22 protein-coding genes and 2 riboswitches are annotated in these 26,239 nt (G+C 67.1%); of the genes, 9 read left to right on the top strand and 13 right to left on the bottom strand.

What is annotated here, in order from left to right:
* The first annotated feature begins 318 nt into the window (after positions 1–318).
* On the top strand, positions 319–1,035 hold the full coding sequence (locus AC1DJN_RS08000) for a hypothetical protein (RefSeq protein ID WP_442251675.1): 717 nt from the start codon (positions 319–321) through the stop codon (positions 1,033–1,035).
* A 46-nt stretch (positions 1,036–1,081) separates the two neighbouring features.
* Here the strand turns inward: AC1DJN_RS08000 and AC1DJN_RS08005 are convergent, their stop codons facing one another.
* The gene (locus tag AC1DJN_RS08005) at positions 1,082–1,858 is read right to left on the bottom strand and encodes an SDR family oxidoreductase (RefSeq protein ID WP_025879399.1); all 777 of its coding nucleotides are present in this window, start codon (positions 1,856–1,858) and stop codon (positions 1,082–1,084) included.
* 111 nt (positions 1,859–1,969) lie between these two features.
* Here AC1DJN_RS08005 and AC1DJN_RS08010 point away from each other — a divergent pair, with 111 nt between their 5' ends.
* Complete coding sequence (locus tag AC1DJN_RS08010) at positions 1,970–2,173, top strand: hypothetical protein (protein WP_346602952.1); 204 nt, start codon at positions 1,970–1,972, stop codon at positions 2,171–2,173.
* Between the two features lie 77 nt (positions 2,174–2,250).
* Here AC1DJN_RS08010 and sppA read toward each other — a convergent pair whose 3' ends face one another.
* The 4 genes from sppA to AC1DJN_RS08030 all read right to left on the bottom strand — a co-directional run bounded on the left by sppA (position 2,251) and on the right by AC1DJN_RS08030 (position 7,391).
* Entirely contained in the window at positions 2,251–4,173 is a 1,923-nt protein-coding gene (gene sppA, locus AC1DJN_RS08015) for a signal peptide peptidase SppA (RefSeq protein WP_312109865.1), read from the bottom strand.
* Positions 4,174–4,287: 114 nt separating this feature from the next.
* Positions 4,288–5,652 carry an MATE family efflux transporter gene (locus tag AC1DJN_RS08020; protein WP_032976478.1) on the bottom strand — a complete coding sequence of 455 codons (1,365 nt, stop codon included), beginning with the start codon at positions 5,650–5,652 and terminating at the stop codon, positions 4,288–4,290.
* Between the two features lie 181 nt (positions 5,653–5,833).
* The gene (locus AC1DJN_RS08025) at positions 5,834–6,397 is read right to left on the bottom strand and encodes a DUF3106 domain-containing protein (protein WP_032976477.1); all 564 of its coding nucleotides are present in this window, start codon (positions 6,395–6,397) and stop codon (positions 5,834–5,836) included.
* Entirely contained in the window at positions 6,390–7,391 is a 1,002-nt protein-coding gene (locus AC1DJN_RS08030) for a hypothetical protein (protein WP_032976476.1), read from the bottom strand. The genes AC1DJN_RS08025 and AC1DJN_RS08030 overlap by 8 nt, the downstream gene beginning before the upstream one ends.
* Positions 7,392–7,805: 414 nt before the next feature.
* Between AC1DJN_RS08030 and AC1DJN_RS08035 the strand changes: the two genes are divergently transcribed.
* Complete coding sequence (locus tag AC1DJN_RS08035) at positions 7,806–9,995, top strand: primosomal protein N' (RefSeq protein ID WP_032952166.1); 2,190 nt, start codon at positions 7,806–7,808, stop codon at positions 9,993–9,995.
* Positions 9,996–10,108: 113 nt separating this feature from the next.
* Here the strand turns inward: AC1DJN_RS08035 and AC1DJN_RS08040 are convergent, their stop codons facing one another.
* Positions 10,109–10,729: a glutathione S-transferase family protein gene (locus AC1DJN_RS08040; RefSeq protein WP_478026627.1), complete on the bottom strand. Its 621-nt coding sequence runs from the start codon at positions 10,727–10,729 to the stop codon at positions 10,109–10,111.
* 78 nt (positions 10,730–10,807) lie between these two features.
* Between AC1DJN_RS08040 and AC1DJN_RS08045 the strand changes: the two genes are divergently transcribed.
* Entirely contained in the window at positions 10,808–10,999 is a 192-nt protein-coding gene (locus AC1DJN_RS08045; RefSeq protein WP_032976475.1) for a hypothetical protein, read from the top strand.
* Positions 11,000–11,056: 57 nt separating this feature from the next.
* On the opposite strand, the gene AC1DJN_RS08050 is transcribed toward AC1DJN_RS08045, so the two are convergent.
* Positions 11,057–11,851: an NYN domain-containing protein gene (locus AC1DJN_RS08050; protein ID WP_025879390.1), complete on the bottom strand. Its 795-nt coding sequence runs from the start codon at positions 11,849–11,851 to the stop codon at positions 11,057–11,059.
* A 121-nt stretch (positions 11,852–11,972) separates the two neighbouring features.
* Here AC1DJN_RS08050 and AC1DJN_RS08055 point away from each other — a divergent pair, with 121 nt between their 5' ends.
* Entirely contained in the window at positions 11,973–13,253 is a 1,281-nt protein-coding gene (locus tag AC1DJN_RS08055) for an NAD(P)/FAD-dependent oxidoreductase (RefSeq protein WP_478039060.1), read from the top strand.
* 405 nt (positions 13,254–13,658) lie between these two features.
* On the opposite strand, the gene AC1DJN_RS08060 is transcribed toward AC1DJN_RS08055, so the two are convergent.
* From AC1DJN_RS08060 to AC1DJN_RS08070, 3 genes are all read right to left on the bottom strand, one after another.
* Positions 13,659–14,114 carry a hypothetical protein gene (locus AC1DJN_RS08060; protein WP_032976473.1) on the bottom strand — a complete coding sequence of 152 codons (456 nt, stop codon included), beginning with the start codon at positions 14,112–14,114 and terminating at the stop codon, positions 13,659–13,661.
* A 3-nt stretch (positions 14,115–14,117) separates the two neighbouring features.
* On the bottom strand, positions 14,118–14,549 hold the full coding sequence (locus AC1DJN_RS08065; protein WP_032976471.1) for a nuclear transport factor 2 family protein: 432 nt from the start codon (positions 14,547–14,549) through the stop codon (positions 14,118–14,120).
* 72 nt (positions 14,550–14,621) lie between these two features.
* Positions 14,622–14,879: a GIY-YIG nuclease family protein gene (locus AC1DJN_RS08070; protein WP_032952084.1), complete on the bottom strand. Its 258-nt coding sequence runs from the start codon at positions 14,877–14,879 to the stop codon at positions 14,622–14,624.
* Positions 14,880–14,919: 40 nt separating this feature from the next.
* Positions 14,920–15,009, top strand: a riboswitch (glycine riboswitch).
* A 13-nt stretch (positions 15,010–15,022) separates the two neighbouring features.
* A riboswitch (glycine riboswitch) is annotated at positions 15,023–15,126 on the top strand.
* Between the two features lie 84 nt (positions 15,127–15,210).
* Here AC1DJN_RS08070 and AC1DJN_RS08075 point away from each other — a divergent pair.
* The 4 genes from AC1DJN_RS08075 (at position 15,211) to AC1DJN_RS08090 (ending at position 23,397) form a co-directional block, all read left to right on the top strand.
* Positions 15,211–15,828 (top strand): trimeric intracellular cation channel family protein, encoded by a 618-nt coding sequence (locus AC1DJN_RS08075; RefSeq protein ID WP_478039061.1) that lies wholly within the window; start codon positions 15,211–15,213, stop codon positions 15,826–15,828.
* A 218-nt stretch (positions 15,829–16,046) separates the two neighbouring features.
* Positions 16,047–17,213 carry an MdtA/MuxA family multidrug efflux RND transporter periplasmic adaptor subunit gene (locus AC1DJN_RS08080; RefSeq protein ID WP_442251677.1) on the top strand — a complete coding sequence of 389 codons (1,167 nt, stop codon included), beginning with the start codon at positions 16,047–16,049 and terminating at the stop codon, positions 17,211–17,213.
* The gene (locus tag AC1DJN_RS08085; protein WP_478039062.1) at positions 17,210–20,341 is read left to right on the top strand and encodes a multidrug efflux RND transporter permease subunit; all 3,132 of its coding nucleotides are present in this window, start codon (positions 17,210–17,212) and stop codon (positions 20,339–20,341) included. Before AC1DJN_RS08080 ends, AC1DJN_RS08085 begins: the two co-directional genes overlap by 4 nt.
* On the top strand, positions 20,338–23,397 hold the full coding sequence (locus AC1DJN_RS08090) for an efflux RND transporter permease subunit (RefSeq protein ID WP_478039063.1): 3,060 nt from the start codon (positions 20,338–20,340) through the stop codon (positions 23,395–23,397). The genes AC1DJN_RS08085 and AC1DJN_RS08090 overlap by 4 nt, the downstream gene beginning before the upstream one ends.
* Positions 23,398–23,607: 210 nt before the next feature.
* Here the strand turns inward: AC1DJN_RS08090 and AC1DJN_RS08095 are convergent, their stop codons facing one another.
* From AC1DJN_RS08095 to AC1DJN_RS08105, 3 genes are all read right to left on the bottom strand, one after another.
* Positions 23,608–24,681 (bottom strand): 3-deoxy-7-phosphoheptulonate synthase, encoded by a 1,074-nt coding sequence (locus AC1DJN_RS08095; RefSeq protein ID WP_478013602.1) that lies wholly within the window; start codon positions 24,679–24,681, stop codon positions 23,608–23,610.
* A 253-nt stretch (positions 24,682–24,934) separates the two neighbouring features.
* Positions 24,935–25,195 carry a hypothetical protein gene (locus AC1DJN_RS08100; protein ID WP_025878654.1) on the bottom strand — a complete coding sequence of 87 codons (261 nt, stop codon included), beginning with the start codon at positions 25,193–25,195 and terminating at the stop codon, positions 24,935–24,937.
* Between the two features lie 188 nt (positions 25,196–25,383).
* Positions 25,384–26,121, bottom strand: a complete 738-nt coding sequence (locus AC1DJN_RS08105; RefSeq protein WP_442251681.1) for a DNA alkylation repair protein — start codon at positions 26,119–26,121, stop codon at positions 25,384–25,386.
* Positions 26,122–26,239 lie beyond the last annotated feature (118 nt).

Raw genomic sequence — 26,239 nt, forward strand, 5'->3', positions numbered from 1 at the left:
CACTGGCAAACAGCGGTGCCAACCAAGGTTGGCAACTACCGGGGCATCTGAGCCCTGCGCTGGGGCTGTGCCCCCGCTTTGGTAGACGCCCACCTTGGTGGGCRCTGGCAAACARCGGTGCCAACCAAGGTTGGCAAYTACCGGGGCATCTGAGCCCTGCGCTGGGGCTGTGCCCCCGCTTTGGTAGACGCCCACCTTGGTGGGCACTGGCAAACAACGGTGCCAACCAAGGTTGGCAACTACCACGGCATGGGCACTGCGGGTGCCAACCAAGGTTGGCAACTACCCGGGCATGGACCACCGCTGTAGGCTGATCGCATGAAAAGACTGATCTGGCTGGCCATGGCCCTGTTGCCCGGCAACGCGTTGGCCGACGATATGGTGATCTACCGCTGCATGGGCAGCAGCGATGTTCCTACGTTGCAGCGCACCCCCTGCCCCGCCGGCACCCGCCAGCAGATCCAGCGCGTCCCTGCGCCAGCCGCTGCAGCACCCGCTGCGCCGGTGCAGAACAGCCCCGCTCCGACGCCTGCAGCGATGCCGTCCGTGGACGCCGCCACCGAGCCTGCCGCTACGCAGCCACGTGAGGGCCGAACGATCATGGAAGCACGCATGGTCGAGCACGAAGGCGGCGACGCCATACTCGACAGCGCGGTGCTGCCACGTTCGAGCGACGCCACGTCGGGGGATGGCAACACACCGTCAAAGCCACCGCTGCCGGCGATCTATCAATGCCTCAGCAGCGAGGGAAGCTCGTACCTGCATGAGTACGAGGCTGCACCAGGCCGCTGCGAACTGTTGAACGTGCAGGGCCTGGGCGGAGCGACACCGGTGAACGCCGCCAGCTGTGAGGTGGTCAGGGACCGCTGCACTGAAGTGGCCGAAGCGCAGCGCTGCGGCAGCTGGCAGCAGCGCTTCCGCGATGCACGCGGTCGCGAGCGCTTTGCTGCGCCCGAAAACCAACCGGCAGCCCGCGGCGAACGCGAACGCCTGCAGGCCGTGCTGGAAGCCAGCGACTGCCCCGTGCCGAAGTAGAGCATCCACGCCCGCCGTGGTTGCCGATTCGCAGCGGGTGGTCCCGTCAGAACCCGTAGCGCAGGAAGCCGCCATCCACCGCGATGCATTCGCCGGTGACATAGCTCGATGCCGGCAGGCACAGGAAGCCCACGGCCGAGGCCACTTCCTCCGGCTCACCGATGCGCCGCATCGGCGTGCGTCCGATCACTTCCTCGTAGTAGTCGGTATCGGACAGCGGGCCCGAAGTGCGACGGGTCCGGATGTACCACGGCGCCACTGCATTGACCCGGATGCCATCCTCGGCCCACTCCACCGCGAGGTTGCGGGTCATCTGGTGCATCGCCGCCTTGGTCATGCCATAGACCACGCCGCTGCGCACATGGGTCAGGCCGGACACGCTGCCGACGTTGACGATGGCCGATGAAGCGTGTCGCGCGAGCAACGGATGCGCATAGCGCGACAGCTCGAACGCCGAGAACAGATTGGTCTCGAAAATGCCGCGCCACTCGTCTTCGGAATACTCCGTGGCGGGCTTGGTGATGTTGCCACCGGCATTGTTGACCAGGATGTGCAGGCCGTCGGCGTGGTCCTCGACCCAGTCCAGGATCTGCCGGCGATCTTCGTCGTCGGACACATCGGCGGCCAAGGCGTGCACCTGGTGCTGCGGATACACATCCAGCAGTTCGTCGCGAGCACTCTCGAGCATGTCCAGGTCGCGGCCGACGATCATCAGATCGGCGCCGAGACCGGCCAGTTCATGCGCGATCGCCAGGCCGATACCGGCGCTGGCACCGGTGATCAGGGCCGTCTGCCCATCCAGGCGCCACCGTTGCTGGGTCATATGTCCTCCGGGGCCGCGCCCGCTGTGTTTCGATGCGGCAAGGATACGCGCTCACGACCGTCCGTCGCCCGGGATGCGACACTGGCTGCACGTCCCTCGTGGAGAGCTGCCATGCGCGTCCTGATTCCCGTCCTGCTGTCGGCCGTCGCGCTGGCCGGGTGCCAGCGCCCTGCACCGCCCAATCCCGAACGACCACCGCAACCGCAGGCGATGGCCAAGGCGATCAATCAACCGCTGGACCGCGCAAAGTCCGTGCAGAAGACACTGGACGAGGCGGCCGAACGCGAGCGCAAGGCAGAGGCCGACGCGCAGTAGAACCCCGCATGCAACAACGCCCGGCCAAGGCCGGGCGTTGTGCATTCAGTAGATCCACGCCATGCGTGGATGGGCCATCAGAACCCGCAGAAGCAATACGCCAGCGACTTCACCGGTGCACCGTTGCCCTTCTCGCGGGCCGCGTTCTCAACGAAGCGCAGCTGCGTATCGATTTCCGGCATCGTGCGCGCCAGCATCATCCGGCCCACGCCGGAATCGGCCAGCATCCAGGCGCCGGCGTGGCTGCCAGCGAAGCCGCTGACGAACTGCGCGAACGGCGTCGCCGCCTTCTCGATGTAACGCACGCGGTACTTGTCGGTCGCGCCCAGCTTGGCCCGGCCAGCAGCGTCAGCCACGGCGTCCTTCAGGCCACCGAAGGCATCGACCAGACCGCGCTCCTTGGCCTGCGCACCGCTCCAGACGCGCCCACGGGCCACTTCGTCAATCGCCTCGACCGGCTTCTTGCGGGCCTCGGCAACACGGCCGGTGAAATCGGCATAGCCCTTGTTGATCACCGACTGGATGACCTGGCCCACGGCCGGGTCCATCGGCCGGGTGACATCGAAGGCACCGGCGAAACGGGTGGTGCCGACGCCATCGGTGTGCACGCCGAACTTGTCCAGCGCACGGCTGAAGTTGGGGATCATGCCGAAGATGCCGATCGAACCGGTGATGGTCGACGGATCGGCATAGATGCGATCGGCGTTCATGCTGATCCAGTAACCACCGGACGCAGCGAGGTCACCCATGGACACAACCACCGGCTTTCCGGCAGCCTGCAGTGCCACCACTTCGCGACGGATCTGCTCGGAGGCGTAGACTTCGCCGCCCGGCGAATCCACGCGCAGCACCACGGCCTTGACGTCGTCATCGTCGCGGGCCGCACGCAGCAGCGCCGAGGTCGATTCACCACCGATACGGCCGGCCGGCAGATCGCCGCCGCTGATTTCACCGGAGGCCACGATGACCGCGACCTGCGGACGCGAATCAACCGGGTTGCGGCGCGCATCGAGCTGGGCCATGTAGGTGCCGAAATCGATGTTGCGGAAACCACCGTCGGCGTCTTCGTCGGCCACGCCGCGCTCGATCATCAGATCCTCGAATTCCTCGCGGGTCTTCAGCGCGGTCACCAGCTTCTGCTGCAGGGCGAACTTGGCCAGGTCGCCGCCAGCGGCAGCGACGCCTTCAGGCAGGGTGTCGATACCGGCCGCCAGCTGTGCCGGATCCAGGCGGCGGGCCTTGGCGATATCGCCGAGGTAGCGCTGCCACACATCGTTCATCCAGAACAGATCGGCTTCCTTGGACGCCGGCGACGCCGCGTCGAGCACGTACGGCTCGGCCGCCGACTTGTACTCGCCTACCTTGAACAGGTGCACGTCCACGCCCAGCTTGTCCTGCAGGCCGGTGCGGAAATACTGGCGGTAGCGACCCAGGCCTTCCAGCACCACCGACCCCATGGGGTCCAGGTAGACCTCGTCGGCCTGTGCGGCAAGCAGATACTGCGACTGCCCCATGCTCTCGCTGAAGGCCACCAGCTGCTTGCCCGAGGCGCGCAGGTCCTGCAGCGCGGCGGACACTTCGCGCAGCGAGGCGAAACCGGACGGCTGCAGCTTGTCCAGTTCCAGCACCACCCGCTCGATCTTCTTGTCATCGCGCGCGCTCTCGATCACCCGGATCAGATCGCGCAGCTGCACTTCCTCGGCACCGTTGTCACCGACGGCCTTGGCCAGCGCGCGGCTGACCGGATCGGCACTGTACTGCTCGACCAGGCGGCCTTCCGGCGCGATCACCAGGGTGGTGCGGTCCTGCAGCGCCTTGCTGGCACCTGCGCCCATGCCCGCAGCGACGATGAACATCACCAGCACCAGCAGCAACAGGCCGAAGAACACCAGGTTGAGGATCARCCKGCGGGTGAAATTCATCACRTCCCACAGCCCGATGAAGAAGCTGGCGACAGGATTGCGGTTCGCCGGGGGCAGCGGCGGCACGGGTTGGTTCATGGAGCACTCCGGATGGCTTCTTGCCGTGGTAACAGCATAGCCGGTGCCGCGTGAGGCAGCATCGGACACAAGTCAGGGGATCGCCAGTCACGGTTGCCCGGGACCGGCGTGATGTCAGGCCAGCGTGGACTGGCCAATGCGTTTGCTGCTGCGGCTCAGGCGCCAGCCCATCAGGATGGCGGCGGCGGTCAGGCCGACGATCAGGCCGATCCACATGCCCTGCGGCCCCATGCCCAGGCCCAGGCCGAGCCCGGCACCCAGCGGCATGCCCAGGCCCCAGTAGGCGAACATGGCGATGAACATCGGCACGCGGGTGTCCTTCAGGCCGCGCAGCGCGCCGGCCGACAGCACCTGGATGCCATCGGGGAACTGGAAGGTGGCCGCGTACAGCAGCAGGGTCGAGGCCAGCCCGGCCACGGCCAGGTCGTTGGTGTAGACGCCGACGATGGCGTCGTGGCCGAACAGCAGTGCCGCCGCCGACAGCGTCTGCGTACCCATGATGATCGCGTAGCCGGCCCACGCCGCACGGCGCACGCCGAAGCCATCGCCACGGCCAACCGCATGGCCGACCCGCACGGTGGTCGCCTCGGCCACACCCATCGGGATCATGAAGCACAGCTGCGCCACGTTGATCGCGATCTGGTGCGCGGCCGCTTCATTGGCGCCCAGGCGACCAATCAGCAATGCAGTGACGATGAACAGGCCACCTTCCATCAGCACGGTGATGCCGATCGGCAGGCCGGTGCGCAGCAGGTCCCAGATCGCTGACCAGCGCGGCCCCTCGAAGTGCGAGAACAGCTGCAGATGGGCAAAGCGCTTGGTGAACCACAGGTAGGTACCGAAGGCGATCGCCTGCAGCCACATCATCACCGCCGAGGCGATGCCCAGGCCTTCAGCGCCCATTTCCGGGAAGCCCAGCTTGCCGTTGGCCAGCACGTACCCCATCGGCGCCAGCACCAGCAGGCCACCAAAACCGAGCAGCATGGTCGGCAGCGTCCAATGCATGCCTTCACTGAGATAGCGCATGCAGAAGTACAGCGTCAGCGCCGGGCCACCCCAGCGCACCGCATGCAGGAAGGCCGTTGCGCCGGGCACGATGTCCGGGGCGATGCCGAATGCCGGCAGCAGCGGCGGCACCACGGTGAGGAAGGTGAACATGATCAGGCCCAGGCCCAGCGCCAGCCACAGCGCCTGCCGGAACAGCGGGCCGATCTCGCGCTCACGGCCAGCGCCATGCAGCTGCGACACCGAGGCGGTGAGCGAGATCAGCGTGCCGATCGGGATCAGCATCGGCAGCCACAGCAGCGCAGTGCCGATGGTCACTGCGGCCAGGGTGGATGTCGCATGGTGGCCGGCAATCACGTTGTCGACGAAGGAGATCAGACCGGTGGAGACGTGCCCGAGCACAAGCGGCAGGGCAAGCAGACCGGTAGCGCCGACTTCCTTGCTGAAGCGCGGCGTGGAGGTTGCAGTAGACATAAGGTGCTTGACGCGAACTACGGTTGCGCGCGAAGGGCACAGGCACCGGGTTGYGGCCGGCCATCTTACGCGCGCCGGGCGGTCATTCCCATGACTGCCCCATAAAGGGGACGGAGGGAATTAAGTCGTATCCGGCACAGTCGCGCCAGAAACGACTTAATTCCCTCCGTCCCCTTTTCGCTTATTGGCCGGCCTGGCGCTTGAGCCAGGTGTCGCGTTCGGCGGCGGGGACCGTCAGGAATGCGCTGCGTACGCTGTCGCGTTCCTGCGGCGGCGTGCGCTGGGCGACCAGGGCCAGCTGCGCCAACTGCGACGGACTCAGCTGGCGCAGCACGGCAAGCACGGCATCGCGCTGTTGCGGCGGTACGAAGCCGAACAGGCCGTGCAGCTTGGGGAACTCGGCGCCCAGTTGCGGGCCCAGCCGCCAGCCTTCGCGGAAGGCCTGGTCCTGTGCCTGGAACTGCGCGCGCAGCCGTTGCTGCTGATCGGCCGGCAACGCGGCGAAGCGGCTGGCGGCCTGGCGGATGCGCTCGCGCTCGCCCTCCGGCAGGGCGCGCCACGCGGCGTAGTCGCTGCGACGCTGGCGTTGCTGGGCGGGATCGAGTTGCGCGAATGCCGCCGCCGCAGTGGGCGCGGCCGACGGTGTTGCCGACGGTGCGGGCAGCGGCACGTTCACTGATTGCGGAGCGGCCGCCAGCGACAGCGGCAGGGCCAGCAGCAGGCCGGCGAAGAGGAGCTTATTCATCGGCAGCAGAGGTTTCCAGCGCTGCGCCGACCGGTTCCGGACGGGTCGGCTTGGGTTGTGACTCGTCCACCGGCAACGGGCCACCGGCGGCACTCCAGGCATGCATGTCGGCCTCGGCCAGCAGCGGGTAATCGCGGTCGGCCAGCATCGCGGCATCTTCGCTGGCCTGCGCATCGCTGCCCGCAGCGGGGCGGACATCGCTGGCTGGCAGCGCCTCGACGGTGACCGGCCCGGCCTCACCCACCACGCCTTCGGGCAGGGGGCCATCGGCAGTCAGCGCACGGCCCTGCCAATGGCGCCAGCCCAACGCAGCCAGCAGCAGCACCGCCACGGTGATCAACAGGATCACCGGGCCACGCCAGCGCGGCTTGGCATTGGGGCGGCGACGCTTGCCGCTTGCAGATGCGCGTTCGTCGCGCGGCGGTGCACGCCAGCTGGACGCAGGCGCCTGGTTGTTGGCCGCTGGCGCGGACGGTTGCTGCAGCTGCTGCAGGCGCTTGGCCGGCAGGTCGCGGACACGCAGCTGCACCTGTTCGGCCAGAGCGCGCCATGCAGCGGCGTCGGGCTGGCCATCGGCATCGCGTGGGCAGGCCGTGGCCAACAGGCGCTGATAGCCTTCGTCGTCGACATCCAGAACGCGGGTGGCGATGCCTTCGTCCAGGCTGCCCCCCACCCGCAGCAGCAAGGCCAGCCGCGGCAAGGGGGCCATCTCGCCCAGCGCGGCCAATGAAGGTGGCCACTGACCGGTGGCCGGCTCGCGCAGCGCCTGGCGCTGGCCCAGCAGGGTCCAGAAGCGGCTGGGCCACTGCGCCATCGGCAGGTCGCTGGCGACCGCGGCGAAGGCGCGCATCACCGCCACCAGCGTCTGTTCGGCACGGGCGGGGTCACCGCACTGCAGTTCGGCCACGACCAAGGCACGGCGTTCGACGCCACGCAGAAATGCCGACAGCGCGCCGGCCGCGGTCGAGGAAACAGGGGCGGGCACAGCCGTCATCGGTCACTCCAAAGGTCTGCCGGCATGATAGCGGCAGCCCATCACTGCCCGGCAGGACTTGCGATTGCAGACGCTTTCTGCTGCAGGTTGTGCACAGCACCACGCGGGAACCGGGCGATTCCTGCGTGAATGGCTGAATTCACCCTGTTTCAGCAATGTTTCACACTTAAGTTATTGATTTCAATTGCATTTAAAGTGTGGCTATTTTTTGACCAACCGAAGCGTGAGGCCGTCACCATCGGCCTCATACGGCGCCATGAGCCGCTAACGCACAGACTTATCCACAGAAGATGTGGATAAGACTGAATCTCCAATAGACACCGATATTTAGGTGACATTTATGATTCGCCGGAGGGCATGCCAGTCGCATCTGCCACTGCCATGCGCCCTCGCATGGGCCGTTACACTGACCCGATGCTCGCCCCTGAATCCGGCCCTGTCCCGACCCTGCAGGTCGCCCTGCCCGTGCCCCTGCCGCGCCTGTTCGACTACCTGCCACCGCAGGGCGAAGGCCCGACGGTAGCGGTCGGCTGCCGGCTGAAGGTGCCGTTCGGCAACCGCGAACTGATCGGCGTGGTGGCCGGCCACGGGCAAACCGAGGACAGCCAGGGCCTGCGCCAGGCACTGGCCTGGTGTGACACGACACCACTGCTGCAGGGCGAGTTGTGGCAGAGCCTGCAGTGGCTGGCCCGCTATACCCACGCCCCCTTGGGCGAAGTACTGAGCACCGCCCTGCCCGGCCCGCTGCGGCATGGCGAACCGCTGCCCGACACCCATCACTGGGGCTGGCAGCTGACAGCCGAAGGCCATGCCCAGCGCGAGAAGCTGCGCGCCGGCAGCCGACCGCGGCAATTGGCCGAGCTGCTGGCCGAAGCCGTGGTGGACGAAGATGTCCTGTCCGCACGCATGCAGGACTGGCGGGTGGCCGCACGCAGCCTGGGCAAGCGCGACCTGGCCGAGCGCATCGCCCTGAGCGTGGCGCCGCAGCACGCCCAGCCCCTGCCCGGCCCCACCCTCAATGCGGAGCAGGCCGAAGCGGTGGCCGCGATCACCGCCGCCGAAAGCTTCCAGGCATTCCTGCTGGACGGGGTGACCGGCAGCGGCAAGACCGAGGTCTACCTGCAGGCCATCATCCATTGCCTGGCGCAGGGCAGGCAGGCCCTGGTGCTGGTGCCCGAGATCGGCCTGACCCCGCAGACCCTGGCGCGCTTCCGCGGCCGTCTCGGCATCGCCGTGCACGCGTTGCACTCGGGGCTGACCGACAACGAACGCGCGCGGGTCTGGGCTGCGGCCTCGCGCGGCGAAGCACGGGTGATCGTGGGCACGCGTTCGGCGGTGTTCATTCCGCTGCCGCAGCCCGGCCTGCTGATCGTGGACGAAGAGCACGACGGCAGCTACAAGCAGCAGGACGGCATCCGCTACCATGCACGTGATTTCGCTCTGGTGCGGGCCAAGGCGCAGGGCATTCCGGTGCTGCTGGGCAGCGCCACGCCGTCATTGGAAACCCTGCACAACGCCTATGCCGGCCGCTATGCGCACCTGCGCCTGAAACAGCGCGCCGGTGATGCCCGACCGCCGCGCGTGCGCATCCTCGACGTCCGCAAGCGTCCGCTGCGCGATGGCCTTTCCGCCGACGTACTGGCCGGCATCGGCGAACACCTGCAGCGTGGCCAGCAGGTGCTGGTGTTCAAGAACCGCCGCGGCTATGCGCCGGTGCTGCTGTGCCACGACTGCGGCTGGACCGCACCCTGCAACCGCTGCGATGCACCGATGACCGTGCATGGCGGTGGCCGTCGCCTGCAATGCCATCACTGCGGTGCGCGGCAGCCGGCACCACTGGCCTGCCCCGCCTGCGGCAGCCTGGCCCTGCAGCCACAGGGCATCGGCACCGAGCGGCTGGAAGAACACCTGGTCAGTGCCTTCGCCGATTTCCCGGTGGTGCGCATCGACCGTGGCACCACCGCCCGCCGCGATGCGCTGGAGCAGCAGCTGGCCAAGCTCGGCAACGCGCCCGGCATCCTGGTCGGCACGCAGATCCTGGCCAAGGGCCACGACCTGCCCAAGCTGACGCTGGTGGTGGTGGTGGGCATCGACGAAGGCCTGTTCTCGGCCGATTTCCGCGCCAGCGAAAAACTGGCGCAGCAGCTGATCCAGGTAGCCGGCCGCGCCGGTCGCGCGCGCGATCCGGGTGAAGTGTGGCTGCAGACCCATCATCCGGGCCATCCGCTGCTGGAGACACTGGTCAACGGTGGCTACCACCCGTTCGCCCAGGCCGAACTCAACCAGCGCCAGGCGGCAGGTTTTCCACCATTCGCGCACCTGGCATTGATGCGTGCCGAAGCACAGCAGGTCGAGCATGCCAACGCGTTCCTGCTCGCTGCGCGGAAACTGCTGGGTGAACAGGACATGGTAGAGGCCTACGGGCCGATGCCGGCGCCGATGCCACGCCGTGCCGGTTATCAGCGAACGCAGCTGCTGCTGTCGGCGGCACAGCGGCCGCCGCTGCATGGGGTACTGGCACAGCTGGTGCCGCAGTTGTACGCGCTGCCGGAGGCACGCAAGGTGCGCTGGTCGCTGGATGTGGATCCGACGGATCTGTACTGAGGGCAATACGCTGGGGTCAGAGCCCACCCGCTGGGTGGGATCCGACCCCGATGGCTTGAGGTCGGATCCCTTTCCGCAGAAAAGGGCTCTGACCCCGAACGTCGCGCCTTCGCTTACGTCATCGGTGACATCACGCCGCGCTGGTACGCCGGACGTTCGCGCAGGCGTGCATACCACTCGGCCTGGTGCGGCAGGTCCGGGCGCTGGATCGGCAGTTCGAACCAGGCGTAGATCAACGAGCCCAACGCGATGTCACCCATGGCGAACGTGTCGCCCGACAGCCACGGCTGCTTGGCCAGGGTTGCGTTGGGCAGCGCCAGGAAATCACCCGCGCGCACGATCGCTGCATTGATGCGCGCCTCATCGCGGTCGGCCGGTGCGGTGCGCATGATGCCCCAGATCAGTTCGGAGTACAGCGGCGCCATCCGCGAGGTGCTCCAGTCCATCCACTTTTCGGCCTGGGCGCGCTCCATCGGATCTTCGGCATACAGCGTGCCCAGCGAATAGCGCGCACTGAGGTAGCGCACGATGGTGTTCGACTCCCACAGCGGCAGGCCGTGGTCTTCGATCACCGGCACCAGGCCGTTCGGGTTCATCGCCACGTACTCCGGCGACTGCGTGCCACCGTGGCTGCCACCCACTTCGATGGACTCGTACGGCAGGCCGATTTCCTCGGCGCACCACAGCACCTTGCGGACGTTGCTGGAATTGCGGCGGCCCCAGATCTTCAACATGCGGGTTTCCTTGCGTGCAGCAGTGCGCCGCGATGGCGCGGAGCCGCTACGATACGCCCATCCACAGGGAGAGACGACATGACCGCATGGGATGCAGTGAACTACACGCTTCTGGCAGCAGGACTGGTGATGCTGGTGCTCGGGTACCGGCGCTCGAACCGCAACATGCTGCTGTGCGCCGGCGTGCTGCTGCTGGCCTTCAATGGCGTTGAAGACTTCGCCAACGGATTTGCGGAAGGCCATGCCGGCTCCAGCGCACGTACGCTGTAGCCACACCATGTCTTCTGCAGTGCTGCGCGACCGGCACACGCTGGGCAACGCCCGGCGCTACCGGTTCTTCTTCGGCAGCGCGCGTACGTAGGAGGACTTACCGTCCTTCTTGAGTTCGAACAAACCGATCGCCGCCAGCAGGTCACTGAGTTTGCCGTAACCGTAGTTGCGCGGATCGAACGAGGCCTGGTTGCCGATCTGGCTGCCGACCGGACCCAGGTGCGACCAGCCATCCTCGCCTTCTGCCGAGGACACCGCACGGCGCAGCATCTTCACAAGGCGCGTATCGCTRCGCATTTCCGCCCCGCTCTTGCGTGGGCGCGCATCATCGCTGGTGGCCTGCTCGCTGGGCGCCTGTCCGTTCGATGATTGTTCGTTCGCTGCCTGCTCCACATCCTGCACGCTGGCGTGGGTCTGGCCCAACGCTTCGAGGTAGGTGAACTTCGAGCACGCGTTGACGAAGGGTTCCGGCGTTTTCTTTTCGCCGAAGCCATACACCTTTACGCCATCGGTCAGCAGGCGCATCACCATCGGAGTGAAGTCGGCATCGCTGGACACGATCGCGAAGCCATCGAGGTTGCGCGCGTACAGCAGATCCATCGCGTCGATCACCATCGCCATGTCCGACGCGTTCTTGCCCTTGCTGTAGGCGAACTGCTGGATCGGGCGGATCGCGTACTCGTGCAGCACCGCCTCCCAGCCCTTCAGTCGTGGGCTCTTCCAGTTGCCGTAGGCACGGCGGACGTTGGCCACACCGTAGCGCGCGACCTCGGCCAGGACTTCGTCGATCTTCGAGGCCGGTGCATTGTCGGCGTCGATCAACAGGGCGATGCGCTTTTCCGGTTCGCTCATGGACTCCTCACGGGCAGTTGCCTGAACCCGAGTATCGCCGATCCCGATGCACGCTGACGTGACAAGGAGCGACCGTGCGAAGATGCCAGGCACTTCCCCCATGCCCCCCTGGAGTGAGTCGATGAGTCGTGATCGCGTCCCCCACCTGGTCGTTGTCGGCGGCGGTTTCGCCGGCCTGTGGGCCACCCGTGCGCTGGCCCGCGAACGCATACGCATCACCCTGGTCGACCGTCGCAACCACCACCTGTTCCAGCCGCTGCTTTACCAAGTGGCCACCGCTGGGCTGTCCGCTCCGGATATCGCCGCACCGCTGCGCCACATCCTCGGCCACCAGCGCAACGTGGAGGTGCGGCTGGGCGAAGTGGTGGCCATCGACAAGCAGGCCCGCCAGGTACGCATGGCCGATGGCAGCACGCTGGACTACGACAGCCTGCTGCTGGCCACCGGCGCCACCCACGCCTACTTCGGCCACGACGAATGGGCGGACGATGCGCCCGGCCTGAAGACCCTGGACGATGCCATCGCCCTGCGCCGCAAACTGCTGCTGGCGTTCGAACGCGCCGAAGCCGAGCCGGACCCGGAAAAGAAGGCGGCATGGCTGAGCTTTGCCGTGGTGGGGGGTGGCCCGACCGGGGTCGAGCTGGCCGGCACCCTCGCGGAAATCGCCAGGCATACGCTGCGCAATGAATTCCGCCACATCGATCCGGCCAGCGCCAAGGTGCGGCTGGTCGAGGCCGGTCCGCGCGTGTTGTCCACCTTCCCCGAAGTGCTTTCGCTGAAGGCACGCCGACAGCTGGAAAAGCTGGGCGTGGAAGTGATGACCGGCACGCCGGTGAGCCACATCGATGGACAGGGCTTCAAGCTGGGCGACCACTTCGTGCCCGCGCGCACCGTGGTCTGGGCCGCCGGCGTGGCCGCCTCACCGCTGGCGCGCACGCTGGACGTGCCGCTGGACCGCGCCGGTCGCGTGCAGGTGCAGCCCGACCTAACCCTGTCTGGTCACCCGGAACTGTTCRTGGCCGGCGACCTCGCTGCGCTGAACCAGGCCAACGGCAAGCCGGTACCGGGCGTTGCGCCTGCCGCCAAGCAGATGGGCAAGTACGTGGCGGACGTGATTCGCGCGCGCCTGCATGGCAAGGCAGCACCCGGACCGTTCAAGTACGCCGACTTCGGCAACCTGGCCACCATCGGCCGCATGGCCGCGATCGTGCACCTGGGCAAGCTCCAGCTGTCCGGCGTGCTGGCCTGGTGGTTCTGGCTGGCCGCGCACGTGTTCTTCCTGATCGGGTTCCGCAACCGCGTCGTGGTGCTGTTGAACTGGGCGGTGGCGTACTGGAGCTACCAGCGCAGCGCGCGGATCATCTTCGGCGATGACCGCGAAGACCGGCGACCGAAGCGGTAGATCCACGCCATGCGTGACCTCTCGACCGACACAGTAGATCCACGCCATGCGTGGATGAATTTCTGTGCAGGTTGCATGGAGCACAGCCACGCATGGCGTGGCTCTACTGCTTCATCGGGCCTGGATCATGTCCGGTAGAAATCTTCGCGGTAGGTAGCGCGGCGAGCGCCCTCGACCGACACAGTAGATCCACGCCATGCGTGGATGAAGTTCTGCGCAGGCTGCATGGAGCGCAGCCACGCATGGCGTGGCTCTACTGCTTCATCGGGCCTGGATCATGTCCGGCAGAAATCTTCGCGGTAGGTAGTGCCGCGGGCACATCCTCGACCGGCACAGTAGATCCACGCCATGCGTGGATGAATTTCTGTGCAGGCCGCAGGGAGCGTAGCCACGCATGCCGTGGATTCACCGTTTCATCGGGCCGCCGGGCACACGCCGTTTCGACCATGCCCGGCAGAAATCTTCCTTCCTCGCGGTATCGGCAATCTGTGCGGCACTCCAATGCCGGGTGATCCAGATCGCCAACGCGGTGCTGCTCAGGTGCCAGCGCAGCATGTCGTGCTGCGGCTGCCGCCACAGGTGGCGGCGGGCAATCCAGTAGGCCTCCCGCTCGACATCCGGCACCTTCTTCTTCATCGCATCCTTGTCGAAAAACTGCGCGGTGAAGCTCCAGGGGTTGATCGGTTGGTGCCCCATGCGCGGCTCACTGCTGCATGCCGCCACACCACTGGGCGCGCGGTCGGCGGGCTGCGGCCAGCCCTCCACCCAAGCGAGCCCAAGCAGGTACAACAGCCCCGGTAGCAGGTCAACGAAGGCCAGCAACAGCAGTAGCGCGATCCATGCACGGCCCGCAGCACGCATGCGTCACTCCGCCTTCGGCTTCGGGTACCACAGCGCGTTGACGATGACCCAGCGCTGCTCGAAGCGGCCCATGTGGAAGTAGTCGACGAACCACGGGGTTTCCAGCCGCACCGATGCGGCGTTGCCGGTCACGTCCAGCACCGTGCAGCGGCGATCCCATTGATCTTTCGGGGTCTTCAACGCGCCCTGCTTCGTCAGCGCAACCAGCTCTTCCTTCGACATCCGGCGCAGGCCCAGGCGCTCGTCCGGTGTATCACCGAGCACCGCGCGCTTGGCCAGGTCCGGATGCAGGGAACGGGCGACGCGCTGCGGGTCGGCTTCCAGTTGACCGTCGACGTAGTCGTGGCAGGTGGCATCGATGGCTGCGATCGTGGCGGCGTCGGCGGCAGGGCTTGCTGCTGCGGAAAGTGCGAACAACAGGGCAACGGTGGACATCCGGGTCTCCAGCGCTGAGGGCTGGGCGATCATGGCATGGCCGGATGCGCCCCATCCACGCATGGCGTGGATCTACTGCAACAGCCACGCCAGTTTGCGTTCGCGCGGCTGCCGCTTGAGCTCCCATTCGGCACGCGAGGCCGCTGCCCGGTCCGGGTACTCACGCACCGCCAGGACCCGCAGTGGCGGCCGCGACCGGGTGTAGCGGGCCCCCTTGCCGGCCTGGTGAGCAGCAAAGCGGGCCTGCACGTCGGTGCTGATGCCGGCGTAATAGCTGCCGTCGCGGCATTCGAGCAGGTACAGGAACCACGGGCGGGAGGGCGAAACCATGGCCGGATTATGCCGTGCTGCACTGCAGCGGATATACTGGCGACCGAATGCAGGAGAGAGGCGCCGCGCTGGCGCCCGCCGAAGGCGCAGGCTCCCATGATCGCTCAGGCCGGTGGGCTGGAATCCCACCAACCATGCATTCGACTCGCCGAGCTGGAGAGAGGTCACCGGGCACGCCCGGGACGATCCGCCGAAGGGGCACGCGGCTCACGCCGCTGAACTCTCAGGCAAAAGGACAGCGGGAGCGGCACCGGTCATCGTCATCCCGTCATTGCGCAGGCAGTGGCGGTATGTGCGCATGGCCGGCCCCACCGCGCCCGGAGCCTGTCCCATGCTGCTGTCCATCATCTACCTYATCGCCATYWCCGCCGAAGCCATGACCGGTGCCCTGTCTGCCGGCCGCCGCCGCATGGACCTGTTCGGCGTGGTCATGATCGCCTGTGTCACCGCCCTCGGTGGCGGCTCGCTGCGCGACATCCTGCTCGGCCACTATCCGCTGGGCTGGGTGAAACACCCGGAGTACCTCGGTTTCACTGTGTGCGCCGCACTGATCGCCACCTGGGTGGCGCGCTGGATGCACCACTTCCGCCGCACCTTCCTGGTGCTCGATGGCCTGGGCCTGATCGCCTTCACCCTGATCGGCTGCTCGATCGCGCGCGAGGCCGGCCATGCACTCCCGATCGTGCTGATCGCCGGCATGCTCACCGGCGCCTTCGGCGGCGTGCTGCGCGACATCCTCTGCAACGAGGTGCCGTTGATCTTCCAGAAGGAGCTGTACGCCATCATCTCGCTGCTGACCGGTGCGGTGTATCTGCTGTTGCTGCACTGGGGCGTGGCCGATGCCACGGCGATCCTGTGCTGCCTGGGCGGTGGTTTCGCCATGCGTCTGCTGGCGATCCATTACCGCTGGGAAATGCCCAAGTTCGTGTACCACGACGAAGTACATTGAGCGCTGGCCGGCACTACCGGCGGGGTGGCATGACCAAGGTCACGCGGCGACCGCCCGCGTAAACCGCTACCATTGGCGCCCCGTCGCACGCGCGACGGCATCCAGCCACGCCGCGCCTGCGGCCCCGCCAGACAATCCCCCTCCCCCGCTGCCCGTGGCCCTTCGTGGTGCCGACGGGCCCGCATGACCCTGCGTGCACGCAGGGCGCAGGATGCCCCATGTCTGTCGCCGAAAACTCCCGCTCACGTCGTGCCCGCCTGCTGCTGGTCGTTGCCGGTCTTGCCTTTGTCGCTGGCCTGGCGTGGTGGCTGTGGCCGCGGGCCGAGGCGGGCAGTGGCGAAGCCGGCAGYGGCAAGACGGTGCCTGTACGCATCGCCCTTGCCAGCGCCGAGCCGCTGGTGCTGCGGATGAAGGCGGTCGGTACGGTCACTCCGCTGCACAGCGTGGTGGTGCGCAGCCGCGTGGACGGCGAACTGATGCGCCTGCATTTCCAGGAAGGTCAGCAGGTCAACGCCGGCGACCTGCTGGCACAGATCGATCCCCGCCCCTACCAAGTGAAGCTTGCGCACGCACAGGGTACGCAGCAGCAGAACCTGGCCGAGCTGGAGAATGCCGAGCGCCAGCTGCAGCGCTACCGCGAACTGCAGCGACAGAACTACGTGTCGGCACAGGAACTGAGCGACCAGCAGAGCAAGGTGCGGCAGCTGCAGGGGCGCCGCCTCAGCGACCAGGCATCGGTGGACGAAGCACGCCTGCAGTTGCAGTACACGCGCATCATCGCCCCGGTCAGCGGCCGTGTCGGCCTGCGCCGGCTGGACGTAGGCAACCTGGTGCACGCCAGCGATACCGAAGGCCTGGTCACGCTGGCGCAGACGGCGCCGATCAGCGTGCTGTTCACCGTGCCCGAGCCGGAGCTTCCCGCCCTGCTCGATGCCGTGCAGGCGCAGCCGGCGCTGGCGGTGGAAAGCTGGGACCGCGAAGAACGACGGCAGCTCGCCAGCGGCACCCTGTCCAGCGTCGACAACCGCATCGATACCGCCACCGGCACGCTGAAGCTGCGCGCGCAGTTCGACAACGCCGACCAGGCGCTGTTCCCCAACCAGTTCGTCAATGTGCGCCTGCAGCTGGGTGAGCATCCCGCGCTGCTGATTCCCGATGCCGCCGTGCAGTTCGGCAGCCAGGGCAACTACGTGCACATCGTCGACAAGGACAACAAGGCACAACGTCGCTCGGTGGTGCTCGGTCCGGCCGACGCCGGACGCGTGGCGGTGCGTTCCGGCCTGGTGGCTGGTGACAAGGTGGTGATCGAAGGCATCGACGGGCTGGAAGACGGCACCGCGGTGGAGATCATCACCGAGGAGGCATCGACCAGGGCCGGCGCATGAACCTCTCGCGCGCCTTCATCCTGCGCCCGGTCGCCACCACCCTGCTGATGGTGGCGCTGCTGCTGTCCGGGGTACTGGCCTATCGCCTGCTGCCGGTGGCGGCGCTGCCGCAGGTCGACTATCCGATCATCCAGATCACCACGCTGTACCCCGGTGCCAGCCCCGAGCTGACCACGCGCACCATCACCGCGCCGCTGGAGCGCCAGCTCGGGCAGATCCCCGGCCTGAAGCAGCTGTCGTCCACCAGTTCCGGGGGGGCATCGGTGATCACTCTGCAGTTCGGCCTGGAGGTGTCGCTGGGCGTGGCCGAACAGGACGTGCAGGCGGCGATCAACGCCGCCGGCAGCTTCCTGCCCGGCGACCTGCCGGTGCCGCCGGTGTATCGCAAGGTCAATCCGGCCGACACGCCGATCCTGACCCTGGCGGTGACCTCGCAGGGCCTGTCACTGCCCCAGGTGCATGACCTGGTCGATACCCGCATCGCCCAGCGCTTGGCGCAGTTGCCGGGTGTGGGCCTGGTCAGCCTGGCCGGTGGCCAGCGCCCCGCCGTGCGCATCCAGGTCAATCCGGCCGCGCTGGCCGCCAACAACCTGGGCATGGACCACATCCGCACTGCGATTGCCGCAGCCAACGTCAACCTGCCCAAGGGCAGCTTCGATGGCCCGATCCGCGCGGTGATGCTCGATGCCAACGACCAGATGCGCAGCGTTGCCGAATACCGCGCACTGGTGCTGGCCTGGCGTGAGGGCGCACCGCTGCGGCTGGGCGATGTGGCCACCATCACCGACGGCGCCGAGAACCGCCAGCTGGCGGCATGGAGCGGCACCACCCCGGCGGTGCTGGTGAACATCCAGCGCCAACCCGGTGCGAACGTCATCGCCGTGGTCGGACAGGTGCGTGCGTTGCTGCCGCAGCTGCAGGCCACGCTGCCGGCCGGCGTGCAGATGACCGTGCTCAGCGACCGCACCGAATCGATCCGCGCGTCCGTGCGCGGCGTACAGAAGGAACTGGTGCTGGCCATCGCGCTGGTGGTGCTGGTCACCTGGGTATTCCTGCGCAACCTGCCGGCTACGCTGATTCCCAGCGTGGCGGTGCCGCTGTCGCTGATCGGTACGTTCGCGGTGATGCTGCTGGCCGGCTATTCGCTCAACAACCTCACGCTGATGGCGTTGACCATCGCCACCGGCTTCGTGGTGGACGATGCGATCGTGATGCTGGAGAACATCGCCCGCCACTTGGAAGACGGCGAAAGCCCGCGCGAGGCAGCGCTGAAAGGTGCCAGCGAGATTGGCTTCACCCTGGTGTCGCTGACGGTCTCGTTGATCGCCGTGCTGATCCCGCTGCTGTTCATGGCCGACCTGGTGGGCGCGCTGTTCCATGAGTTCGCAGTGACGCTGGCGGTGGCCATCGGCATTTCGCTGCTGGTGTCGCTGACCTTGACGCCGATGCTGTGTGCGCGCTTCCTGAAACCACATGCCAAAGGGTCAGCGCCCCACGGGAATCTGACCCCGCCCGGGTCGGATCCGGTCAGGGCTCCGACCCCGAAGCGCGACGTGTTCGATCGCATCATTGCCCTCTACGACCGACAGCTGCGCTGGGTACTGCAGCGCCAGCCACTGATGCTGCTGGCGACCGTGGCCACGCTTGCGCTGACGGTGGCGCTGTATTTCGCCGTGCCGAAGGGCTTCTTCCCGGTGCAGGATGCCGGCCTGGTGCAGGGCATCAGCGAAGCSCCGCAGKCGATCTCGTTCCAGGCCATGCGCGAGCGCCAGCTTGCCTTGGCCACGGCCATTGAACAGGACCCGGCCGTGGCCAGCCTGTCTTCCTACATCGGCGTGGACGGCAACAATGCCGCCCTCAACACCGGCCGCCTGCTGATCGAACTGAAGCCACATGGCGAGCGCGAGGGCGCCGATGTGGTGATGGCGCGGCTGCAGCAACGCGTGGCGAGGATTCCCGGCATCACCCTGTACCTGCAACCGGTGCAGGAGCTGGGCATCGAAGACCGCATCAGCCGCAACCAGTACCAGTTCACCCTGACCACGCCGGACCTGCAGACGCTGGAAACCTGGACCCCAAAGCTGTTGCACGCGCTTCGCCAATCGTCGGCGCTGCGTGATGTGGCCAGTGACCTGCAGATGCAGGGCCGGCAGGCCAGGGTGAGCATCGACCGCGATGCCGCCGCACGCCTTGGCGTGAGTGTGGAAGCGGTGGCCGACGCACTGTACGACGCCTATGGGCAACGGCAGATCTCGACCATATTCACCCAAGCCAGCCAGTACCGGGTGGTGCTTGAGGCCGATCCGGCGCGGCAACCGGGGCCGGAGGCGATCAGCGGCCTGCGCGTGCGCAGCAGCAACGGCCAGACCGTGCCGCTGGGCGCGGTGGCGCGCGTCGAGCAGGGGCCAACGGCGCTGCTGCGCAACCATGTCGGTCAGTTCCCGGCGGCCACGCTGTCGTTCAACCTTGCGCCCGGCGCATCGCTGGGCGAAGCGGTGGATGCCGTGCATGCCGCGCAGGCACAGGTGGCATTGCCGCAGAGCATCGAGCTGCGCCTGCAGGGCGCGGCGGCGGCCTTCAGCAGTTCGCTGTCGAGCACGCTGTGGCTGATCCTGGCGGCGGTGGTGGTGATGTACATCGTGCTGGGCGTGCTCTACGAGAGCTTCATCCACCCCATCACCATTCTCTCCACCCCGCCCTCGGCGACCGTGGGCGCCCTGGCCGCGTTGTGGGTGAGCGGACGCAGCCTGGACCTGATCGCAGTGATCGGCATCGTGCTGCTGATCGGCCTGGTGAAGAAGAACGCGATCATGATGATCGACTTCGCGCTGGACGCGCAGCGCACGCGCGGCATGAGCCCGCGTGAGGCGATCCACCAGGCGGCGCTGCTGCGCTTCCGGCCGATCCTGATGACCACCCTGGCCGCGCTGTTCGGCGCGGTACCGCTGATGCTGGCCAGTGGCTCGGGCGCAGAGCTGCGGCAGCCGCTGGGCTGGGTGATGGTGGGTGGCCTGATGGTCAGCCAGGTGTTGACGCTGTTCACCACGCCGGTGATCTACCTGGCCTTCGACCGTCTGCAGCGTCGCCGCGCGACAGCACCGGCAACCGCTGGCGAGGCCGGCGCATGACCCCTGTAGCACGCCTGGCACAGGCCTGCGTGCAGCGTCCGGTGGCGACCATCCTCTTGGCGGTGGCGCTGGTACTGGCCGGCCTGCTGGCGCTGCGCCTGCTGCCGGTGGCACCGCTGCCCCAGGTCGACTATCCCGCCATTGAAGTCAGTGCCAGCCTGCCCGGCGCCTCGCCCGAATCGATGGCGGCCACCGTCGCCACGCCGCTGGAGCGTGCGCTGGGCAGCCTGCCCGGCATCTCGCGCATCGATTCGGCCAGCACCCAGGGGAAGACCGAGATCGAACTGAAGTTCGTGCTCGGCCGCGACATCGACGAGGCCGCGCGCGAAGTGCAGGCCGCGATCAACCTCGCCCGCGGCCAGCTGCCCAGCGGCATGCCGGGCATGCCGCAGTACCGCAAGGTCAATCCGTCGCAGGCGCCGATCCTGGCGCTGGCGCTGACCTCCGATACGCTCTCGCCGGGACAGCTGTACGACCTGGGTTCGACCGTGCTGGCGCAGAAGCTGTCGCAGGTGCCGGGCGTGGGCGAAGTGCAGGTGGGCGGCAGCGCGCTGCCGGCGGTTCGCGTGTCGCTGGACCCCAATGCTCTCAATCACGCAGGCCTGGCACTGGAAGACGTGGCACAGGCAATCAGCCGCGCCAATGCAGTGCGCCCACTGGGTGCGGTCGCAGGCGCGCAGCAGCACTGGCAACTGGAAGCGCCGCTGCAACTGCGCCAGGCAACGCAGTATCGCCAGCTGGCGCTGAAGGCCAGCGATGACCGCCTGCTGCGGCTGGGCGATGTCGCTGCCGTCGTCGATGGCGTGGAGGATCGCTATGCCAGTGGCTTCCACAACGAACGCCCCGCCGTGCTGCTGATCGTCAGCCGCCAGCCCGGCGCCAACATCATCGCCACCGTCGATGCCATCCAGGCGCAGTTGCCGCAGCTGCACGCCCTGCTGCCCAGCACGGTGGACATGCGCCTGGTGATGGACCGCTCGCCGGTGATCCGCGCCACCCTGCACGAAGCAGAAGTGACCCTGCTGCTGGCGATCGCGCTGGTGGTACTGGTGGTGCTCGGCTTCCTCGGCCACTGGCGCGCAGCACTGGTACCCAGCGTGGCGATTCCGGTGGTGCTGTTCGGCACGCTGGCGTTGATCGCGCTGATGGGCTTCTCGCTCAATACGCTCTCGCTGATGGCCCTGATCGTGGCGGCGGTACTGGTGGTGGACGACGCCATCGTGGTGCTGGAGAACATCGCGCGCCATCGCGAGCTGGGCGCCGACCGCTGGCAGGCGGCGGTGCGCGGTGCGTCCGAAGTAGGCGCCACCCTGCTGTCGATGAACCTGGCGCTGGCGGTGGTGTTCGTCTCGATCCTGTTCCTGGACGATTTCGTCGAGCGCCTGTTCCGCGAATTCTCGCTGACCCTGGTAGCGGCGATGACGGTATCGGTACTGGTGGCACTCAGCCTGGTGCCGATGCTGTGCGCGCGCCTGTTCGTCGATGACACACAACAACCCTCGCGCTGGCAACGCGGCAGCAATGCGCTGTTCGAGCGCGTGCGTGGCACCTATCTGCGCACCCTGCAGGCAAGCCTGCGTCACCTGCGCTGGCCCTTGCTGGCCTTCGTGGCAGTGATCGCACTCAACGCCTGGCTGTTCCAGCAGGTACCCAAGGGCATCGTTCCGCAGCAGGACACCGCACAGCTGCGCGGCTTCGCGCGTGGCGATGACGGCCTGTCCTTCCAGGCGATGCAGCCGAAGATCGATGCCTACCGCAGACTGCTGCTGTCCGACCCGGCCATCGAGGACATCATCGGGTATATCGGTGGCAGCAACGGGGTCAACAACGCCTTCATCATGATCAAGATGAAGCCGCTGGCCGAGCGCGGTGTCTCCAGCCAGCAGGTGATCGATCGCCTGYGCGCGCGCCTGCCCAAGCTGCCCGGCGGCAATCTGTACCTGTGGGTGGACCAGGACATCCGCTTGGAAGGCGCCGGCAGCAGCGGCAAATACGAATTCCAGCTGCTGTCAGCGGACACCGCACCCTTGCGCCAATGGGCACCGAAGGTCGCTGCTGCGCTGCGTGGCCTGCCGGAACTGGTGGACGTGGAAGCGCAGGGCGAGGCCGGCATGCGCCAGGTGATGCTGGACATCGACCGCGAGGCAGCGGCGCGCCACGGCGTGGACCTGCGCATTGTGGCCAACATGCTCAACAACGCCTTCAGCCAGCGCCAGGTCGCCACGTTGTACGACAGCCTCAACCAGTACCGGGTGGTGATGGAGCTGGACCCGAAGCACACCCAGGACCCGGGCACGCTGGCACGGCTGCAGGTGATCGATGGCAGCGGCCAGCGCATTCCCCTGTCGAGCATCGCCAGCTGGCGCTATGGCATGGCGCCGGACCGCGTGTATCACAGCGAGCAGTTCGCCTCGATCTGGATCGAGTTCGCACTGGCGCCGGGCGTGGGCCTGGAACAGGCCACCCTGGCCATTGATGCGGCGATGGCCAAACTGATGCTGCCGCGCTCGGTGCAGGCCAGGCTTTCCGGCGAGGCCGATGGCCTGGAGCAGCTGCGTTCGCGCCAGTTGTGGCTGGTACTGGGTGCGACGCTGGCGGTGTACCTGGTGCTGGGCATCCTCTACGAGAGTTTCCTGCAGCCATTGGTGATCCTGTCCACGCTGCCGTCGGCCGGCATCGGGGCGTTGCTGGCGCTGTGGCTGTTCGGCAACGAACTGAACCTGATCGCCCTGCTCGGCCTGTTCCTGCTGGTGGGCGTGGTGATGAAGAACACGATCCTGCTGGTCGACTTCGCCCTGGCCGGCGAACGCCGCGGGCTGAGTGCGCAGGATGCAGTGATGGAAGCGGCACGATTGCGCCTGCGGCCGATCCTGATGACCTCGCTGGCGGCACTGCTGGGTACGTTGCCGCTGATGCTGGCCAACGGTGAAGGTTGGGAGCTGCGGCAGCCGCTGGGCATCGCCATCGTCGGCGGGTTGCTGGTCAGCCAGTGGTTGACGCTGTACACCACGCCGGCGATGTATCTGGCGTTGGCGCGAGTACGGGCGGGGCGGTGAGCGAGGCGGCTTCATCCACGCATGGCGTGGGTCTACTGCGGCCATCGACGGTTCGGGTCTCACGCCCCCCCGGCGATGTACCTGGCGCTGTCGCACATACGCAGCGCCAGGCGCATCGCCGGTGCAGACGGGCCGGTCTCCAACTCCGACCGGCCCTGATCGCGGCCGCACCCCCGCAGGCACTGGCCGCCATCCACACACGTGCCGCACTCAAGCGGCTTCGGACACCTTCATCTCACGGCGGGCGCGCACGGCAGCGGCAAGCCGCTCCAGCACCTGCACGGTGGTGTCCCAATCAATGCAGCCATCGGTGATGCTCTGGCCGTAGACCAGCGGCTGGCCTTCCACCAGTTCCTGGCGACCGCCGACCAGATGGCTTTCGACCATCACACCGACGATGCGCTGCTCGCCATCTTCCAGCTGGATGGCGATGTCTTCGATCACCTTCGGCTGGTTTTCGTGGTTCTTCAGGCTGTTGGCGTGGCTGGCATCGATCATCAGGCGCGTCGGCAGCTTGGCCTTGGCCAGCGCCTGGCAGGCATCGGCCACGCTGGCCGCATCGTAGTTCGGCTGCTTGCCACCACGCAGGATCACATGGCAGTCGGGGTTGCCGGTGGTGGAGACGATGGCGGTGCCGCCCTGCTTGGTGACCGACAGGAAGTGATGCGGATTGGAGGCCGCGCCCACGGCATCGGCGGCGATCTTGACGTTGCCGTCGGTGCCGTTCTTGAAGCCGACCGGGCACGACAGCCCCGACGCAAGTTCACGATGCACCTGGCTTTCGGTGGTGCGTGCGCCGATCGCGCCCCATGCCACCAGGTCGGCGATGTACTGCGGCGAGATCACGTCGAGGAACTCGACGCCGGCCGGCAGGCCGAGCTTGTTGATGTCGCGCAGCAGGCCACGGGCGATGCGCAGGCCCTTGTCGATCTTGAAGCTGCCGTCCAGGTCCGGATCGTTGATCAGGCCCTTCCAGCCCACCGTGGTGCGTGGCTTCTCGAAGTACACGCGCATGACGATTTCCAGCTCGCCGGCCAGCGCATCGCGCAGCGGCTTCAGGCGCTGTGCGTACTCGATGGCGGCTTTCGGATCGTGGATCGAGCACGGCCCGACCACCACCGCCAGGCGGTCGTCGCGGCCATGCAGGATCTGGTGCAGGGCGGCGCGCGAAGCGCTGACGGTGTCGGAGGCTTCGTCATCGCAGGGCAGCATCGCCAGCAGCTGGGCAGGCGGTGTCAGCGGTTCGATGGTGCGGATACGCAGGTCGTCGGTGTGCGGGGGCATGGTGAGGGGTCTCTACGGAACGTTGGGGGTCCGCAGCGTGGCGACATGAAAAAAGCCGCCAGGTTCGCTGGCGGCTTTCGGGAATGCGTCTGAAGCTTTCTTCAGGGTGAGCGCAATCCTTCCTCCGCCGGGGGCTTCGGAAAGTAATACCAATAAAAGCTGGCGTGGGCTGCGTTCATGGGATCTATTGATAACACAGGGTTTTGGCGGGTGCCAACTGTTTCATCCGCAACTGCGGGCGCGGTTCAGCGGACTATCGGCCGCCATGCACTTCCACATCCAGCAGCAGCGTCTCGTGGATGTCGACCCAACGCTCCACCACGCGGTCCAGTTCCTGCCTGGCCTCATCAAGCTGTTCGGGGTTGAGCATGGACCTGGCCGTATACAGATCGGACACCAGCTGCCGCAGCGTGGCTTCCTGGATGGCCACCACCGGCCCTTCCAGGCCGGGCACCTGCAGCGCTGGACTGCTGCCCAGCGCTCCGTACAACGTCACCTGGATCTTGCTCTGCATGCTCGACTTCCCTGCGGGTGGACACGGCCGAGCGCCATCTTTACCCGGAATGGATGACACGCGCATGTGCCACGAGGGTGCTGGAATGCCGTCCGATGAGGCGATGGCGCATGGGGTCTCCCTTGAAGGTCATGGGGTTGCCGGCCAGCGGCCGGCACTACCGGGAAACGCGGGTGAACGGTACGGCGCTACAGCGAGCGCAGCGCGCGCTTGCGGATGTATGTATTGGCTGCGCTGTCGTGCGTTGACTGCCACCGCGTGCATACATCGCGCACCCATCCGGGCTGGCTCTTGCCTGCGTCGTTCAGCCAGTTGCCGACCGAGTCCTGCACATAGCGCTCGGGATCGTCAGCGAGGGCCTCCAGCAGGGGCAACGCGTGCTCGGGTTGCTGCTTGAACAGCGCAATGTGCGTGGCCCATACACCGCGGGGGCGAAGCGCCTCACAGGCGAAGCGGCGCTGATGCGGCGAGCGCTGCTGCGTCCAGGGTTGCAGCAGGGCAAGCGCTTCCAGCGGCTCGGCGACGATATCGCTGCGCAAGGCCAACCATGCCCATTCGCGCACACCGAAGTGCGGATCATCTGCCAGTGAACGCATGGCCTGCAGCTTGTCGGCCAATGCCGCCTGCGCGTCGCCGCCGATCAGATAGCAGGCCCATCCGCGCACGGTGTCCGAGGGATGCGCCTGCCAGCAGTGCACGTCACCCTGCCCTGCCTCGCGCAGTACCGCTGCGGCCAATGCCATGCGCTGGGTGATTCCCTTGCCTGCAGCGGCGCGCATGCGCTGCATGGATGCCTGGGGCAAGGTTGGTGCCACCGCCTGCAGCAGTGTGGCGAAATCCACTGCGAGGCACTCGGCCAGGTGCGTGCTGGATACGCTGCCCGCATTGAGTGCCTGCAGGCGTGCCGTGCCGATGGTGCCGCTCATGTGCCTGTTTCCTGGCCTGCGTCGGTGTGTCGCCAGACTTTTTCCAGCAGCAGCGACAACTGCACCTGTTCACCGGAATCAAGGCCGTTGAACAGTCCACCGATCCAATGGGTGTGCT

Source organism: Stenotrophomonas sp. 05L414_2, assembly GCF_056397905.1.